Annotated in this window: 17 protein-coding genes and 2 pseudogenes; 5 read left to right on the top strand and 14 right to left on the bottom strand. The window is 44.6% G+C overall.

The genetic code is table 11. From position 1 onward, the window contains the following. Positions 1-195: 195 nt before the first annotated feature. On the bottom strand, positions 196-831 hold the full coding sequence (locus GTPT_RS12150) for a DUF4145 domain-containing protein (RefSeq protein WP_029990097.1): 636 nt from the start codon (positions 829-831) through the stop codon (positions 196-198). Positions 832-1,066: 235 nt separating this feature from the next. On the opposite strand from GTPT_RS12150, the pseudogene GTPT_RS17130 reads away from it, so the two are divergent. Beyond that, positions 1,067-1,234: pseudogene (locus GTPT_RS17130) on the top strand (NADP-dependent isocitrate dehydrogenase); the annotation flags it as partial. Between the two features lie 238 nt (positions 1,235-1,472). Here the strand turns inward: GTPT_RS17130 and GTPT_RS12145 are convergent. The 4 genes from GTPT_RS12145 to GTPT_RS12130 all read right to left on the bottom strand — a co-directional run bounded on the left by GTPT_RS12145 (position 1,473) and on the right by GTPT_RS12130 (position 3,535). After that, positions 1,473-1,802 (bottom strand): DUF1493 family protein, encoded by a 330-nt coding sequence (locus tag GTPT_RS12145; protein WP_029990095.1) that lies wholly within the window; start codon positions 1,800-1,802, stop codon positions 1,473-1,475. Further along, entirely contained in the window at positions 1,796-2,260 is a 465-nt protein-coding gene (locus GTPT_RS12140; protein ID WP_025901807.1) for an STM2901 family protein, read from the bottom strand. The genes GTPT_RS12145 and GTPT_RS12140 overlap by 7 nt, the downstream gene beginning before the upstream one ends. Positions 2,261-2,434: 174 nt before the next feature. Then, the gene (locus tag GTPT_RS12135) at positions 2,435-2,911 is read right to left on the bottom strand and encodes a nuclear transport factor 2 family protein (protein ID WP_029990093.1); all 477 of its coding nucleotides are present in this window, start codon (positions 2,909-2,911) and stop codon (positions 2,435-2,437) included. Positions 2,912-2,965: 54 nt separating this feature from the next. Beyond that, positions 2,966-3,535, bottom strand: coding sequence for a TetR/AcrR family transcriptional regulator (locus GTPT_RS12130; RefSeq protein ID WP_029991791.1), 570 nt, complete (start codon positions 3,533-3,535; stop codon positions 2,966-2,968). 156 nt (positions 3,536-3,691) lie between these two features. Between GTPT_RS12130 and GTPT_RS17570 the strand changes: the two are divergent. Continuing rightward, positions 3,692-3,881 (top strand): annotated as a pseudogene (locus GTPT_RS17570) (DNA methyltransferase); the annotation flags it as partial. A 45-nt stretch (positions 3,882-3,926) separates the two neighbouring features. On the opposite strand, the gene GTPT_RS12125 reads toward GTPT_RS17570, so the two are convergent. The 7 genes from GTPT_RS12125 to GTPT_RS12095 form a co-directional block, all read right to left on the bottom strand. Continuing rightward, a complete protein-coding gene (locus GTPT_RS12125) occupies positions 3,927-4,220 on the bottom strand; it encodes a contact-dependent growth inhibition system immunity protein (protein WP_029991790.1) in 294 nt (97 codons plus the stop codon). Positions 4,221-4,685: 465 nt separating this feature from the next. Further along, positions 4,686-4,976, bottom strand: coding sequence for a contact-dependent growth inhibition system immunity protein (locus tag GTPT_RS12120; protein ID WP_029991789.1), 291 nt, complete (start codon positions 4,974-4,976; stop codon positions 4,686-4,688). Between the two features lie 4 nt (positions 4,977-4,980). Further along, positions 4,981-5,808: an RNase A-like domain-containing protein gene (locus GTPT_RS12115; RefSeq protein ID WP_029991788.1), complete on the bottom strand. Its 828-nt coding sequence runs from the start codon at positions 5,806-5,808 to the stop codon at positions 4,981-4,983. A gap of 166 nt (positions 5,809-5,974) precedes the next feature. Further along, positions 5,975-6,313, bottom strand: coding sequence for a DUF1493 family protein (locus GTPT_RS12110; protein WP_025901813.1), 339 nt, complete (start codon positions 6,311-6,313; stop codon positions 5,975-5,977). Continuing rightward, positions 6,307-6,771 (bottom strand): STM2901 family protein, encoded by a 465-nt coding sequence (locus tag GTPT_RS12105; protein WP_029991787.1) that lies wholly within the window; start codon positions 6,769-6,771, stop codon positions 6,307-6,309. Before GTPT_RS12105 ends, GTPT_RS12110 begins: the two co-directional genes overlap by 7 nt. Positions 6,772-7,189: 418 nt before the next feature. Then, positions 7,190-7,516, bottom strand: a complete 327-nt coding sequence (locus tag GTPT_RS12100; protein ID WP_029991786.1) for a DUF1493 family protein — start codon at positions 7,514-7,516, stop codon at positions 7,190-7,192. A gap of 47 nt (positions 7,517-7,563) precedes the next feature. Further along, on the bottom strand, positions 7,564-8,502 hold the full coding sequence (locus GTPT_RS12095; protein WP_029991785.1) for a LysR family transcriptional regulator: 939 nt from the start codon (positions 8,500-8,502) through the stop codon (positions 7,564-7,566). A 65-nt stretch (positions 8,503-8,567) separates the two neighbouring features. Between GTPT_RS12095 and GTPT_RS12090 the strand changes: the two genes are divergently transcribed. Further along, positions 8,568-9,185: a LysE family translocator gene (locus tag GTPT_RS12090; protein ID WP_029991784.1), complete on the top strand. Its 618-nt coding sequence runs from the start codon at positions 8,568-8,570 to the stop codon at positions 9,183-9,185. A gap of 458 nt (positions 9,186-9,643) precedes the next feature. Beyond that, positions 9,644-10,513 (top strand): DMT family transporter, encoded by an 870-nt coding sequence (locus GTPT_RS12085; protein ID WP_025901818.1) that lies wholly within the window; start codon positions 9,644-9,646, stop codon positions 10,511-10,513. Positions 10,514-10,669: 156 nt separating this feature from the next. On the opposite strand, the gene GTPT_RS12080 is transcribed toward GTPT_RS12085, so the two are convergent. Beyond that, complete coding sequence (locus tag GTPT_RS12080) at positions 10,670-10,966, bottom strand: hypothetical protein (RefSeq protein WP_025901819.1); 297 nt, start codon at positions 10,964-10,966, stop codon at positions 10,670-10,672. 514 nt (positions 10,967-11,480) lie between these two features. Between GTPT_RS12080 and GTPT_RS12075 the strand changes: the two genes are divergently transcribed. Beyond that, entirely contained in the window at positions 11,481-12,821 is a 1,341-nt protein-coding gene (locus GTPT_RS12075) for a P-loop NTPase family protein (RefSeq protein WP_029991783.1), read from the top strand. Positions 12,822-13,206: 385 nt separating this feature from the next. Here GTPT_RS12075 and GTPT_RS12070 read toward each other — a convergent pair whose 3' ends face one another. After that, positions 13,207-13,980 (bottom strand): nucleotidyltransferase domain-containing protein, encoded by a 774-nt coding sequence (locus tag GTPT_RS12070; RefSeq protein ID WP_029991782.1) that lies wholly within the window; start codon positions 13,978-13,980, stop codon positions 13,207-13,209. Between the last annotated feature and the right edge of the window lie 254 nt (positions 13,981-14,234).

Below are 14,234 nucleotides of genomic sequence, written 5' to 3'. Positions count from 1 at the left end.
TAACCTAATATTTAGGTGCGTCGGAGTTCTTTATACTATGACTTCCACCTAATATCTATCTTACTCTAGAAGGATATAAATTTCATATAATGCTCGTTAAATTGAGTTTGAATTTTCCCTTAACAATAAATTCATCTCTAAAGAGAGGTTTTTAACCTCCACCCTCTTAGAGCCCATGGCAGAGATAAGGTAACTTTAATTTTTTTTATCGCGAGTTGCTATTCCTTTCAAGCTACCAACTGGGAGGTTGTCGTAGAGCGATTGAATCAGCTTAGGATTTGTAATCATGACTTCAACGATAATATTAATTAAGCCAAACAGGCTGCTAACATTTTCTTGGCTATCAGTATCAATTTGGCCAGGATGTACTGCATTATTACCAGTTACCCTGACAACGTCTAAAGACTGCTGTACCATAACAGGAAGTCCTTTTTTAACTAATGAACCAATTTTATCATTAATTTTATTACCTGTTCCTCCAAGATGGTTGCATAGTTTTTCAATAGCGAGTCTAAGCAAGGCTGCAGCTGATCTTGGTGACATAGAGCAAATATAAGCGGCTTCTTCATAATCAGCTTTTACATCATTAGGCATATCTTGATGAGCAAGAGGAGCGGAACCTTTATGTGGATAAATCATCTTGTTATATATCCAAAATGCTGTTTTGTTACAATACTTACATGTAGAAGAAGCTAACCATTGGTCCTTAATGTAGTAATGTGGCCCGTTGAAAACGTGGCTATCACAGGAGTATTTCACTTGCTGTGCATAAACACCACATTCTGGGCAAGTGAACGCGTCTAGTTCAATATCAGGAAGAATAAATGTCATTGGAGATCCTTATACTAATTTTCTATTTTGAAAGATAGCGGACTTAGATTTTGGATGCTTAATAAAATAGCATATTTTTGTGATTTCATGTCTAGTTGCATTTATTATAGGTTATCAAAATCATAAAAATATAACGAATAATCAATGAGTTGTTTTTCAGCTGGTAATGTGTGAAATTGTAATATTCAATAATAAAATATCAATCATAACAACAATATATAATTAATATTTAAACATACTGCTGCGTCACATGGGCTGGACCGAAGCCGCTGATTTAATCATTAAAGGTATGGAAGGTGCCATCGCGGCCAAAACCGTTACCTACGATTTCGAACGACTGATGGATGGCGCTAAGCTGCTGAAATCCTCAGAGTTTGGTGATGCGATCATCAGCCATATGTAATCCGGCCTTACCGCCGATACATAAGCACGGGTTCTGAAAAGAACCCGTTTTTTTTGCCCTCAACACTTTCCCCAAAATTCTCCCCAAAACCCCCCGACCTGCAGCCCGAATTCCATCAGAAATCCTTACTTTTTAACCCCAAAATATGGTCATTTGGGTTGGGGGGGATGACGGATAACCTCTAAATACGAATGGTTCTTTTTGCCGGGATGCTTACAATAGCTTCAGGGCAGAGGGGTTAATCATATAACCAGCGCCCGACCTTTGCTGATTCGATAAGCATGCCGATAGTGAAGTCCGGGACAAGGATGGGTGAAGTCTTTTTGAAAGGATTCCATGATATGGGTCCCGCAGGGTAGTAAGTTTCAATCCTGAAATTGCCACGTGCGACATTGAATTTTTGGAAAAAGTCATTCATAAGATCTTCAACTTCAAATTCATCAATGCTTAAATCGGTATCCAGATCAGTGTCAGGCGTTAGCTCTACCTTTTTTAGATTAAATAGATAAGTGCCGGCATAAGGCCTCACCAACTCATAAACTCTGTGCTCAATACTTACGTCTACCATAATTTATCACCACCCCGGGCTATGATGTTGTAGTCTCGTAAGGTGCGGTAGGTAATTTGTGTTACATCAGAGGCAAGAATGATCACACCAAACACAGGAATTGAGCGACCAATAAAGGGTGCAATATTACGGACCATCACCCGACGAGCAGTTAACGGTGTGTAACCGCCAAGCCAGGTAGGTAATGAAATACCTAAAGGGAATTTAGTTTTTCCGAATAAAGCTCTTGCTCCGATTGATGCATAAGATGTCCCTTTGGTCGTGTTGGCTAATTTACCTCTGGTGCTTATATTGTTTCTCCCTGAGGCAATAGCGACAATTGCACCGAAATCAGCGATACCGATACCGAACTGACCTGCTGTATTTTCACAGAAAATCATAAACAGAAGTTCAGAAGCAGTCAGATTTGATTTTCCTGCATAAAAATACGTCCCATTAAGTTGTTCAACCGTATCCATAGGGTCTCCTTGTTTTCACAGATCAGATTCACCTTACGAAAAGATTAAATTTTGTACAATAGTTGTTTTTACAGTGTTAAATACAAAATTCTCATCCGCCTCACAAGTATCATCTTTCTGCTTCAGACCGATATGGGGAAATAGCCATAACAGTAATCTTCGGTGTCACGTGGATCACAGTCCCAGGTCCGACAGGCCCGGGTGCTCATCCGGACGACGTCCCAACGGCCAGAAATACTTGCGCTCACTCTCTTTGATGGGCATGTCGTTTATACATGCGAAGCGACGCTTCATCAGACCATCAGCCGCAAACTCCCAGTTTTCGTTTCCGTAAGAGCGGAACCAGTTACCAGAGTCATCGTGCCACTCATATGCGTAGCGAACTGCTATACAGTTACCGCTAAACGCCCACAGCTCTTTAATAAGGCGATACTCATGTTCTTTCTTCCATTTACGGTCAAGAAATTCTTGTGCCTCTTGACGATTATTCACGAACTCAGCACGGTTTCGCCATTTGGTATCCGGCGAGTAAGCCGATGCGACTTTTACAGCATCGCGGGTGTTCCAGCCATCTTCAGCCAGTCGGACTTTCTCAAGGGCTGTTTCCTGAGTAAAAGGAGGAAATGGTGGGCGTACTTTTGAATCATTCATGATGAAATTCCTGAATTTTATTTAAATATAATATATATGTTCGAAATACTGACCTCAGGAAGAGGCCCGTTCCAGCAAAAGCTTAGCAATATCCCTGGCGTTGTCGGCTGCACTTCCGTCACCCATGACATATGCTGTGGTGATAGCCCCCTCTATCAGAATAAGTAACTGTCTGGCCAAAACCATTGGGTGTTCTGCGTTCAGCTGTCCGGCAAGTTCAAAGGAATAATCCAGTAATTTTTGCTTATGTATTTTTGCTATTTGCCGAATAGGGTCATCAGGGTCCCCAATTTCTCCGGCCGTATTGATAAACGCACAGCCACGGAAACCATCGGACTCAAACCAGCGTTTCAGGACAATAAACATGTTCAGGATGCGATCCTGAGCAGTTTTTCCCTTATCAGACTCAGCCTTGAACCAATGTATCCAGCGTTCGTGGCGTCTGTTCAGCGCTGCAGCGGCTACGTCTCCCTTGTTCGAAAAATGGTGATAAATACTTTTTCTTGCAACGCCAGAGGTCTTAACCAGAAGGTCCATGCCTGTTGCATGAATACCGTTCTCATAGATGAGTAGCTCAGCGGTCTGCAGAATTTTTTGCTTAGTATTACTTGTGTTCATTTTCATATTTAAATAGTAGAACGATCATTCTACCTGGTCAATTTTTCTGAATGGAAGATTCAGGGCATTACCTCCCGGGCTAAATTGAGCTAACAAGTCTGATTTTCAGATATCAGAAACAGAAGTAATACGACATTTCAGGAGGAGGGCATGAGGGCGTATAAACATCCCTGTGAAAAGCCTGCGGATATGCAGCAGACCCGGTGAGTTGGTGGCTGATTTCTTTATGGGATCCGGTTCAACGATTAAAGCGGCATTACACTGCGGTCGCCGGGCATCAGGGCTGGAACCCGGGAGTGAACGATTCGATATTACAGTCCATGAGATGCGGAAAATGAGTCCAGTCTCCTGAGAGCACCAAACCGGCTTATCAGAAAGTAGTAACCAGGGGCGATAATTACCTCTTACCAGCCCCGATGATTTTGTGAGTAAAGACTCCGAAGAATGCCCGTATATCCGTAATAATGATTCCGGGATGAAAAATTTCCTCAAACGCTTTGTCCGGGTTATCCGGGTAATTACTTAGAAAGAGTTCAAATTCATCGATCAGTTCGGCGAGAACTCCGGCCGGGCAATCGGAGATATAGTAATCCATCGCACCTTCAATAGAATCTGTTTCACAGATATAATCGTAATCCTGATTGAGATACGCACCCATCAGATTTTTGATTAACGGAAAGAATGTTTTCATCGTTTTTATCCTGTCGGGAAGGCTGTGAGAATGGACCAGGGTTTACCGTTATAAGGCTTATACTCCGGAACTCTATGGCGATTCGACGTTGAACCAAGTTTACTACTGTCCATCCTGGTACCACTACCGACCTTGTCGCCTGTTTCCTCCCCCGGTAATAGTCCTGGCCTTAATATTTAGCGATATCGTTCTTAAAACTGCGGTAACTATGCGCTCTGTCATATTGATATCGGTAAATGAGCTGACGGCATTAAGAGAACGGTTCACACTAAGTCTTGTCAACCGGTCACAGGGATAAACACTGGTTATTTACTTAAGGGCGTCATCAGCGAGAAAGTCACTTTAATTGGGGGGCCGGGCAACCGGAGGCTATCATTTCGTTAGAATCCCGGCAGCAAGGTCGCTGTAGCGACCAGCCGGTCTGACCTGATGAACCAGGCTAATGAATCTCCAGGGAACCCACTCTTACTTTTGCTCCGCTTTTTCCAGACCCTCAAGTACGCGCAAAAGCAATCCTTTGCCTTCCTCTGGTGAAAAATAATTAAAATAACGCGTTTTGAATTCTGATTTGATAGTACTGTCATCGCTACACAGAAATGCTAACACTTCTTTTTTCAAATCCTGATGGTCTTGGGTAGCCAGCCCTTTTGTATAGATATCGATGGCATCATCAATAGTTTCAGTTCCGGTAATATAATCGAAATCCTGATTAAGTGACCCTTCAATCATAATATCAATATGGGTAGTTGAAAGCATAAGTTTAAATCCCCGGAAATGCGGTTAAAATATAATATGGCTTGTCATTATAGGTTTCGTATTTAAGTACAACCTTTACTTTAGTAGTATATATCAGCTTGTCACTGCCTCTGAACAGTGAGTAACCAATGACTTTTCCGGTATCGTAGGTAATAATCAGATTATGCCGCGCCTGGCGTGAAGCCCAAATTTTTATCCACTCTTTATTTACCTTCAACGCATTAGCGATGGATTTCTCTGCAAGGTTGATATTACTAAATGAACTGACCATGTCAGGCTTTCGTATCAGATGTTCAGTGCGTTCAAGGCGCTTTGCTAATTCTTCCTGTGTTTTAGCAACATGCCTTGATATCGTATGGCCGCCGGGTTTCCCCCCTGGTGCTGATTCATGCTGGATCAGTTGGATTCTTCCCACCCGAACAGAAACTATTCTCACAGCTCCAAGCCCAAGAGAAAAAGCTACCGGCACACCTACATCTACGGTTAATCCAATGTTCCAGGCAGTGTCATCATCAGCGCCGAATTTTTTAGCCATAGCAACGGCTAAACGGAAAGTTGCACTTTGTACATTTTGACCTGAAAAAACCCGTACAGCAGTATTAATACTGTCCATACTATGGGCTCCAATAACGACACATGCAGCCTTGGTCAGGCCGGTGGGTTCCGGCACCATGCACAATGCGCTCGCGCCAGCAAGCTCCAACGTCCCCATTACAAGTCCCAGCCCTCCATAAAGACGATTACTTAGCGTTTCACCGTCTGTGACTGAGCTATCGGTCAGCACTGCAGCAAGCTGAACCGGAGAAATCACGATTTTTATGCCATCATCCATGATTAATCCTCATGTAAGTAGAAGATATATGTTCAGTGAGTTTCCATTTTTCTGGCTAAAAATACAGAGCCAGCTGTTGTTTTAATGTATTAGAAATTCCCGGATATCTGCTGCAGAAGGCATCTGAAAACAACGTCCGGGAGTCGTCGCTCCCGGAAAGTAAGGGTTAATCATATAACCAGCGTCCTGCTCTGGCAGATTCAGCAAACATTCTCAGCGTGAATGGAGGGCGCTCAGAGATTATTTTTTTCATGATTTCACGGCCTTCAGTTAATCGCTTCAGTAATGGTATTTTTATTATCGGACAGTAACGATTCATATTGATTTTAGAAACATCAATATCAAATTTCTGACCAAAATCTTCGATCACATAAGGAAGTTCATCGGGAGCGCAATAGTCCTGTAGATGCGTGTCTAATTCCAGAGGGATCGGACGCCACTTCCGGTTAAGCGGAGTTGATAGCTCGTTACGAAAAAATTCAAGAACCTCTTCGTCTGTTACCATACCTTATCATTACCCCTGGCAATTTTATTGTAATCACGAACGGTTTTATATGAAATTTGTGACACGTCAGAGGCTAAAATTACCCAGCCAATGACAGGAATAGTTCGGCCAACAAACGTACCTACTTTGGCTACCATTCGTGGTTTCATTGTCCAGGGAGTGTAACCGCCGATGAAGGTTGGTAATCTGATCCCGTACGGGAATTTAGCGTTGCCAAAGGCTCTGCGTGATGCTTTTGATAGGTGCGAGATTCCGTCGATTGCATCGCGAGGCTTGGTTCTCGTTGGCTGATCATTCCTTCCAGCCAGTAAAGCTACAACAGCGGAAAAATCAGCTACCCCTAACCCAAACTGCCCTACAAATTTTTCACAAAAAATCATGAAAAATAGTTCGCTTGCTTTGAGGTTAGATCTTCCTGCGAAAAAATAAGCTCCATTTAGTTCTGCAACCGTGTCCATATGATCTCCCTATCTTCCCCGGTCATATTTACCTTACGGTAAGACCAAATTTTGTACAATTGCTACTTTTACAGGGTTCAGATATTTTTGTAGCAAAAGTCTGATTAACCATTGGGAACTGAGGCAAGGTTGCGCCTGAACGCCGCTTGCAACAATGCTTTTAATTGGGAGTGTGGAAGTTACTCATCATTAGGCGATGTTGAAGCATAAGGCTATTAAACTGCCGGGAACGCTACAGTATTCAGTTGAGCAGAGTGGATACCGGTACTGCAGATATTTCCTGGCCTGATGCTCCAATAACGATTGGCTAAAGAACAGAAGCCAGCTGTTGTTTTAACGTATTAAAAATTCCCGAATGTTTGCTGCGGAAGGCATCTGAAAACAAGGTCCGGGAGTCGTCGCTCCCGGAAAGTAAGGGTTAATCATATAACCATCGGCCGGATCTTGCGGATTCAGCGAACATTCTGACGGTGAGCGGTTTTTTGGATTGGGTTACCGGTTTTTGGGTAAACCAGCTTCGGAAAAACCACGGAATATTCCACGGGAGATAATTTTCAATATTTAATGATGAGACATCAATATCAAATTCTTCAGAGAATTTATCTATCGCAAGCGCCAGATCTTCTACTTCAGCATATTCCTGCAGAATAGTGTCTGCATCAAGTGGAATGGATTTCATCAGTAACGATTTAACCACCGGTAGCTCCCGGCGAAAGCAATTAAGGACTTTTTCATCGGTCAGCATATCCTTTCCTCTGCAATTTATTTCAAGACGCTGTTATCAGTCGTAGCCTATACCTGCAGTGGGTCATTCAGGGTACGAAGCCAGACAAGCAGGTTTGCCTGCAGGCTGCCAGGCTCAAACGGCTCCGGAGATAGCAGGTAGTAGCGGGAACCGTCCTCAGCGAAACCCAACGGAGCAGACAAAACGCCGCTCTCAAGATCGTCACAGACCTGATACCACGAACCAATGGCTACGCCAAGTCCGGCAACGGCGGCCTGCAGGCTAAAGTAAAAATGATCAAAACTCTGGCCTCCCGGGCCGACTGCAGGCTGACCTGCGGCGCGGGCCCACGCCTGCCATGCATCGGGGCGTGTGCGGGTATGGAGGTACTCAGCGCCCGCAGCCAGTTCGGGACCCGGGGCATTAGCGGTAAACCAGCGGGAAACTTTATCCGGGCGACATACCGGTCCTACCTTCTCTGCGAAGAGAGGCGCGGCATAATAGCTTTCCGGCCAGTCAAAGTCATCGCGCCGGATCGCCAGGTCCAGGCCGCCGGCAAATGAAAAAGGCCCGCCACCGGCCGCAAGGCATATCTCAGTCCCTGCATGCTGTGCCTGGAACGCGGGCCAGCGAGGTAGCAGCCAGCGCATTAGCAGTGTGGGTTCGCAGGAAAGTACCCACCGCTGGCGCTGCCGTACGCTGGCGCGCAAGGCATCAACAGCCTGCTGCATGACGTCTAACCCTTCGCCGACCGCACTGGCAAGTTTATGACCGGCATCGGTCAGAAAGACGCGCCGGTTGCGCCGCTCAAACAGCGGAACGCCCAGCTCCTCTTCAAGCAGCCGAACCGCTCGGCTGACCGCGCCATGGGTGATATGCAGCTCAGTGGCGGCCCGGCTAAAGTTTTCGTGGCGTGCCGCCGCTTCAAAACTGCGTAAGGCGATCAGAGACGGCAGACGTGCCGACGCGAATGGTGATCCAGACTCACAATCTTTGTCAGATAACATCGTTATTCACCGGAGGCTATGTACAGTAAAGTCGGTACATTCATTAAGTTACAGAGGAAGATATTATGACTGAACTGCTAGCTGTAATCACTATAACAATACTCGCTGTTATCAGCCCCGGTCCCGATTTTGCTATGGTTTCACGCAACAGCTTGTTGCTTTCCCGTCGCGCGGGACTGCTGACGGCATTCGGGATTGGACTGGGTGTGCTTGTCCACGTCTCTTATACCTTGCTTGGCGTAGGGCTGCTGATACAACGGTCGCTCTGGTTGTTTAACGGCATCAAGCTGGCAGGCGCTGTTTATCTTCTCTGGCTGGGCATAAAAATGCTTCGCACAAAGGCGGGCGGTGCAGTGACGGATAAGCGTTTGGTACCCCTGTCAGATGCGGGAGCTTTACGTACCGGCTTCCTGACGAATGTGCTGAATCCCAAAACAACTATTTTTATCGTCAGTTTGTTTATGCAGGTAGTAAAGCCTGAAACCCCGCTGATGGTGCAAATCGGGTATGGACTTTTTATCTCGGTGACTCACATGGTCTGGTTCAGCCTCGTGGGACTCTGCTTTTCTGCGGGAGGGATCCGTGAGCGCTTTCTGGCGGTGCGTCACTGGATAGACAGAACTTTTGGTGGATTGCTGGTGATTTTTGGGGTGCTGCTGGCAGTAGCCTCCGGGACGCGTTAAGCCATCACGGCGATTAAAACAATAGATAGTCAATATTGCAGGGGAGTTAACATGCAGGAGGGGCACTTCCCGGGTCAGTTATACAGCAGCATAAAACGGTATTTTTCCTAAGGTTATAAAGCGCTTTCAACTAACCGGCCTGAATATCTGATTTTCTCATCGCTGACCACAACCCGGGCCTTACCGCTGGCATCGTGGTATTCAGACATACCGGCGGAAAAAACTGCCGGATTGTTTTTAAACGATAGTCCACACCGGATTTCCTTAATATTCAATGGTTCTGTAACATAGTGCTTCCGGGTTTAAGTAAGTGTTATTATTGGATTTAGTGACATCAATAAGGTTACTATAAGAGGATTAATTTTCTCTAAGGAAGGCCCCGTGAGGATAAGAATCGAAGGAAAGTTTTTTAAAGTAATGGTACCGGTTCCTTTTTTCGTGCAGTCAGGTATTAAGTAATGCAAAGTATTATACTGGGTGTATTCGCAAGCTTGTTATCTGCTGCAACTGCCTGGGTAGTTTCTTATTCCAGCAATGATTATATTAGTCCTCTTTGGTTGTTATTGGGGCAATATATCGTCGGGATAATATTATCCCCTCCTAAGCTGAAACCTGTTGCGCCTTTTACGCTTCATGGGATCAGGTTAGCTGCCGGGATTTGGGCATTTGCCGGATATTACATCGCCCTGGCGACTCCCGGCGCAAGTGCTGCAGATGCGTCAATGCTATTGAATACTGCCCCCATTTTCGCAACGTTCTATGCTGTAAAACAAAACCGGGCAAGGCTCAGTGCAATACTTGCCTTTGTTGGTGTCGCTCTGACGATAATTTCCGAACATAAAGGCGGGTTACATTTTGCTATTTGGCAGTTTTTAGCGTTAACTTCAGCTCTTGCTTATGCGGCATCTTTTATTATATTGGGTCTGTTGGCGGATAGAGGTGAAAATCCTAAAACAACCAGCTCGGTCTATAACTTACTTTCAGTGCTGGTCATCATTATACTCATTGCGATTTACAGGCCATCATTGCCGATACATTGGTGGCCAGTGATAGTGGTCGGTGGGATCGCAGCATTGAGAATACAGGTTCTTACTATTGCTGTAACCTCCCCTGAAGCTTCTGCAAAAGTATCCATTTTGACAAATTTAGCGTTCGTATGGTTAGCCATTGCAGAGGTGATTCAGGGAACTCATTATACGTTGTTACAATGGGTTTCCATGGCACTTGTTATTCTGGGGGTTGGGATCAGTCCCGGAAGTAATGCGGCTCAGAAAAATAAGATCCGGAATCGGACCCGACGCTCTCAACGGACTGATGGGCAACATTAATCTGCTGAAGTCCTCCAGGTTCGTTAATGCGATTATTCGTCGCAGGTAATCCGGAGTGATTACCATTACAACCGAAAGATAAGTGCGGGCTCTGAAATGAGCCCTTTTTTTCCCGTCATGTTCTCCTCATCCACATTCCGTATTCACCGGCATTCTTTACTTTCCCGTATCCGCCAGCCATTCAGGCAGGAAGGGGCAAAAGAGTTTAGCTGGCGAATTGGTGACCCCGGGGACATGTCCGGACAGTGTTCGAAGGTGAGTCAGGGGGGCACTGTACAGATGTCCGGAAAGCAAGCATTGTTTATTAAAGGTCGGGGCAGCACCCGGTGGCCGGCTCAGGCCGGAGTTATCCCGGGTTTCAGAGAACGCGATGGTAAGGTATCCCGTCAGTGACCCGACCACCCCCGGAGCCTGTGAACCGTCATGTTGATAATGCGCAAGGTACTCACTCATATTAAGGCCCTGGCATTATGTGATGGCATTCACCGCATCAGGATACATGCGGAAATATTGCTCCTGAATTTCTCTAGAGACAAGGACATAAGGAAAATGTCTATATAAAATAAAATCCTGATTTGACAGTGATTAATAATTGATATTTAATCAAAAAATAACCAATGCAGATTATCGTTATGCTTAATTCCAATTAGTTATTGTCAGCCATCGGAAGTGAAGATAGAGGTGCTGTTATCTGATGTATTTCGGGTAGGGAGACCAAAGTTTTTTTAATGATGACGACTACGGTAGGAATATCAGGGAGATTAGCATCATTTGGTTATTGACCTCCTGAGGTGACAGGGAAAAGGTTGGCAGTTATTATTGAGTTGATGATGAGACCATCCTGCATGGCATGGCTTTTATAAATTTTGAGAAAATACAGAGAGGTTTCCGGGGATGTAACTAATAGCATGTAAAAATGATTTTACCTATCAGGAATGCTATTTTTTATTTTTCCGGGAGTGCTCTTATGATTGTAAAAAACAGGTATTTTTTCGTATGCGTATTACTGGTTATTATCCAGCAAGCGCTGGTGGGCTTATCGACTTACTTTATAGGGTTAGCCGGGAAGTTTGCTTACCTTGCACCCGAACGTTCTTTTCATTATATAGTTATTTTCTTTTCAAGTATTGCTGTCTGTTATCTTTTTGGTTCTTGCTCACTTTATTTCAGAGTGAAGTTATCAAACTCCGTCTGGTCTGGCTACTACAGGGAAACTCTGAGTCGTGCTAAGGAAGACTGGGGGGTGAACTCTGCTAAAAATAAAGAAAAAGTGAGTCATTGGATTATCGGAGAGTCGCTTCCTACTATTGAGGAGGCTTCATTTTATTATATAGAAATAATAGCTCTGTATTTGAATGTCATATTTACAGTTGCAGCACTGTATGCAGTTCTGGGGCAGATGATAACTATCTCCATACTTTCCTGTATGGTGGCATCATTGTTCCTTATTTTTTTAACAAAAACAAAAATAAATAAGCTATCGACAGAGATACAATCATCCAGGATAGAGGCGTTCAGAGCAATAAATAAAATATGGGATAATGCTTTTTTCGGAATGATTAAGCATTTCGATGCATCGCTGGCTAACGCCAGAGATAAAGAGAAAGTATATTTTGATAATCAGTTAAAGTATAAGTGCATTGAGCAGGTTGTTGCTTGTTTACCTGTACTGACATCCATCCCTCTGATCATTTATGCCTCGCATCATACTGTAATGATGCACCCGTATATAATGGGGTCATTGGTAGCTGTACTCCCAAGGAGCTTACAGTTATATCAAAGCATTCATGCAGCAAGTATGCATACAACACAATTGATGGTGATAAGAAGTAAGGTTAAAAACTTAGAGCATTTTTATACGACCCTGGAGAGGGCTGATTTTTTCAATGACGCAGATGACAGGATGAAAATTTATTGTCATAGTTCGGGATTGGATATCAGTCCAACGGAGCTGTGTGCCGTTTTATTTTCTGATAGCGCCGATCCGGGCAGGTATACCATCACAGGGCCGAACGGTACAGGAAAGTCTTCATTTTTAAAGAAATTAAAGTCTCAGTTAACTAACGCAATATTAGTTAGTCATGAAAATCAGATAGGAGTTAATGATGATGTCGGCTCCTCCGGTGAAAAAATAATGAAATCATTAGGCAGGTTGTTTGCTGATGATGCAGTGAGGTTTTTTCTTCTTGATGAGTGGGATGCTAACACCGATAGTGAAAATACTAAAAAAACAGATGATATAATTGGGGGGCTTTCAAAAAGAGCAATTGTCATTGAAGTCAGGCACAAAAAATCGATAGAAAGATAATTGCATCTGTTCCTTATGCCGGTAGCGTGCCTGTTCGGACTCTGCCGGCCGGGTTAGGGCTGTTTACCCCACGGGATAAGAGAACCAAGAATAGGGCTTCACGGGATCCTTTCTTATACAACGGTATCATTGATAGTGTATGCTGGTCGTTCCGCGATGTGATTCAGAACAATGCTACAGCGGATGAGACTATGTTCTGCTTAACTTCAGGTATTCCCTTCTGAAGTCAGAATTCTGCCAGTATTTGTTTTCGGCGGAGGTTTTAGTAAAAACAGGAGTGGTGGTTAAGGAGGTTAGAAAAATAACCTCTTATTCTGAGCGGATAAGTCCTGAACAATGCGGGTACCAGTGACATGAATACAGCTATCTGAACCCTCCGGCAATATCAGTTTTGCTGTTCGCGGAACGCGACATCCAGCCAGACGACAAAACGCATCACTCTGTTTTTAAAAAAAGCGCTATCTCCGTCAGGCTCATGACCCATAGCCATCAGGTAATCCATATCCTCCGCTAATGCCGGAAAGCGAAGATTGAATTTAACCCGATGTTCATTGAGTGTCTCCGGCCAGTCCAGATCCTGTTCGTCGCGAAGAATGCTGGTCGCCCGGATTAGCTTTCGAGCAACGGCACGTTGTAGCTGTAATCTGACTTTCTCATCGGTTGTGGCATCAGTTTGCGCAATTAATTGCTCCGCTACCTGCCGGAAGTCACTATTCACGGCAATGGCAATGGTTTTTGACGGTTTAAATGATTCAAACCGGTCTCCCAGGTCTTCACCGTAAATACAGACACAATGATGCCTGAGCCAGTACCCCCAGCTAAATTTATTTTCCGGGAGCAGAACCTGATGCAGCAGACCGCAATCGAAATCGATTTTGCTGATAACAGGGTAAGTTATCTCAAGTTCATTTTTAATAGCTGCCAGATGTTCTGAAGTTACCCCGTCAGGCTCATCGTTGAAAATGAGTGATACATCGAGGTCAGACTTTCCTGGCGTTGCGCGGCCTTCGGCGACGCTCCCGTACAGGTAAAGGCTGTGTATGAGGTCGGGAAAAGAGCAGGTGAGTTTTGTGACCAGATCTGCAACGACCTCAGAGAATACCGGTTGCATTTCATTGCTTTTCGACCGGGTAATATAGCCATGGCAATCAACTGCCATCAATGTCTCGCTTCATCACATTACTCCCCGGGGGATTGTTTGGCACGGTTCTGAAATTATCATTGGAGACAGAATGCTGCAAGGTCTGCGTCTTTCAGCCAGCAATCCGGTTGTTCAGTGGAGAAAATATAAAGTTATCCTCAGCGCTTATCTTTACGTCTTACCCCGGGGCATTTTAACGGGTAAAACAGCAATAATGGGCAGCACAGTGTGTAGTCCGTGAGAAGGAAAGTCTCCGAAACAGCAAGATAAAC

Source organism: Tatumella ptyseos ATCC 33301 (genome assembly GCF_000735525.1).
Taxonomy (GTDB): Bacteria; Pseudomonadota; Gammaproteobacteria; order Enterobacterales; family Enterobacteriaceae; genus Tatumella; species Tatumella ptyseos.
The sequence above is the reverse complement of the archived record's forward strand: the minus strand, read 5'-3'. Positions and strand labels throughout refer to the sequence as shown.

What these genes read in the sequence shown, in the direction of transcription:
- GTPT_RS12150 (WP_029990097.1), bottom strand. Translation starts at nt 831, where the DNA reads ATGACATTTATTCTTCCTGATATTGAACTAGACGCGTTCACTTGCCCA.
- GTPT_RS12145 (WP_029990095.1), bottom strand. Translation starts at nt 1,802, where the DNA reads ATGGTAGACGTAAGTATTGAGCACAGAGTTTATGAGTTGGTGAGGCCT.
- GTPT_RS12140 (WP_025901807.1), bottom strand. Translation starts at nt 2,260, where the DNA reads ATGGATACGGTTGAACAACTTAATGGGACGTATTTTTATGCAGGAAAA.
- GTPT_RS12135 (WP_029990093.1), bottom strand. Translation starts at nt 2,911, where the DNA reads ATGAATGATTCAAAAGTACGCCCACCATTTCCTCCTTTTACTCAGGAA.
- GTPT_RS12130 (WP_029991791.1), bottom strand. Translation starts at nt 3,535, where the DNA reads ATGAAAATGAACACAAGTAATACTAAGCAAAAAATTCTGCAGACCGCT.
- GTPT_RS12125 (WP_029991790.1), bottom strand. Translation starts at nt 4,220, where the DNA reads ATGAAAACATTCTTTCCGTTAATCAAAAATCTGATGGGTGCGTATCTC.
- GTPT_RS12120 (WP_029991789.1), bottom strand. Translation starts at nt 4,976, where the DNA reads ATGCTTTCAACTACCCATATTGATATTATGATTGAAGGGTCACTTAAT.
- GTPT_RS12115 (WP_029991788.1), bottom strand. Translation starts at nt 5,808, where the DNA reads ATGGATGATGGCATAAAAATCGTGATTTCTCCGGTTCAGCTTGCTGCA.
- GTPT_RS12110 (WP_025901813.1), bottom strand. Translation starts at nt 6,313, where the DNA reads ATGGTAACAGACGAAGAGGTTCTTGAATTTTTTCGTAACGAGCTATCA.
- GTPT_RS12105 (WP_029991787.1), bottom strand. Translation starts at nt 6,771, where the DNA reads ATGGACACGGTTGCAGAACTAAATGGAGCTTATTTTTTCGCAGGAAGA.
- GTPT_RS12100 (WP_029991786.1), bottom strand. Translation starts at nt 7,516, where the DNA reads ATGCTGACCGATGAAAAAGTCCTTAATTGCTTTCGCCGGGAGCTACCG.
- GTPT_RS12095 (WP_029991785.1), bottom strand. Translation starts at nt 8,502, where the DNA reads ATGTTATCTGACAAAGATTGTGAGTCTGGATCACCATTCGCGTCGGCA.
- GTPT_RS12090 (WP_029991784.1), top strand. Translation starts at nt 8,568, where the DNA reads ATGACTGAACTGCTAGCTGTAATCACTATAACAATACTCGCTGTTATC.
- GTPT_RS12085 (WP_025901818.1), top strand. Translation starts at nt 9,644, where the DNA reads ATGCAAAGTATTATACTGGGTGTATTCGCAAGCTTGTTATCTGCTGCA.
- GTPT_RS12080 (WP_025901819.1), bottom strand. Translation starts at nt 10,966, where the DNA reads ATGAGTGAGTACCTTGCGCATTATCAACATGACGGTTCACAGGCTCCG.
- GTPT_RS12075 (WP_029991783.1), top strand. Translation starts at nt 11,481, where the DNA reads ATGATTGTAAAAAACAGGTATTTTTTCGTATGCGTATTACTGGTTATT.
- GTPT_RS12070 (WP_029991782.1), bottom strand. Translation starts at nt 13,980, where the DNA reads ATGGCAGTTGATTGCCATGGCTATATTACCCGGTCGAAAAGCAATGAA.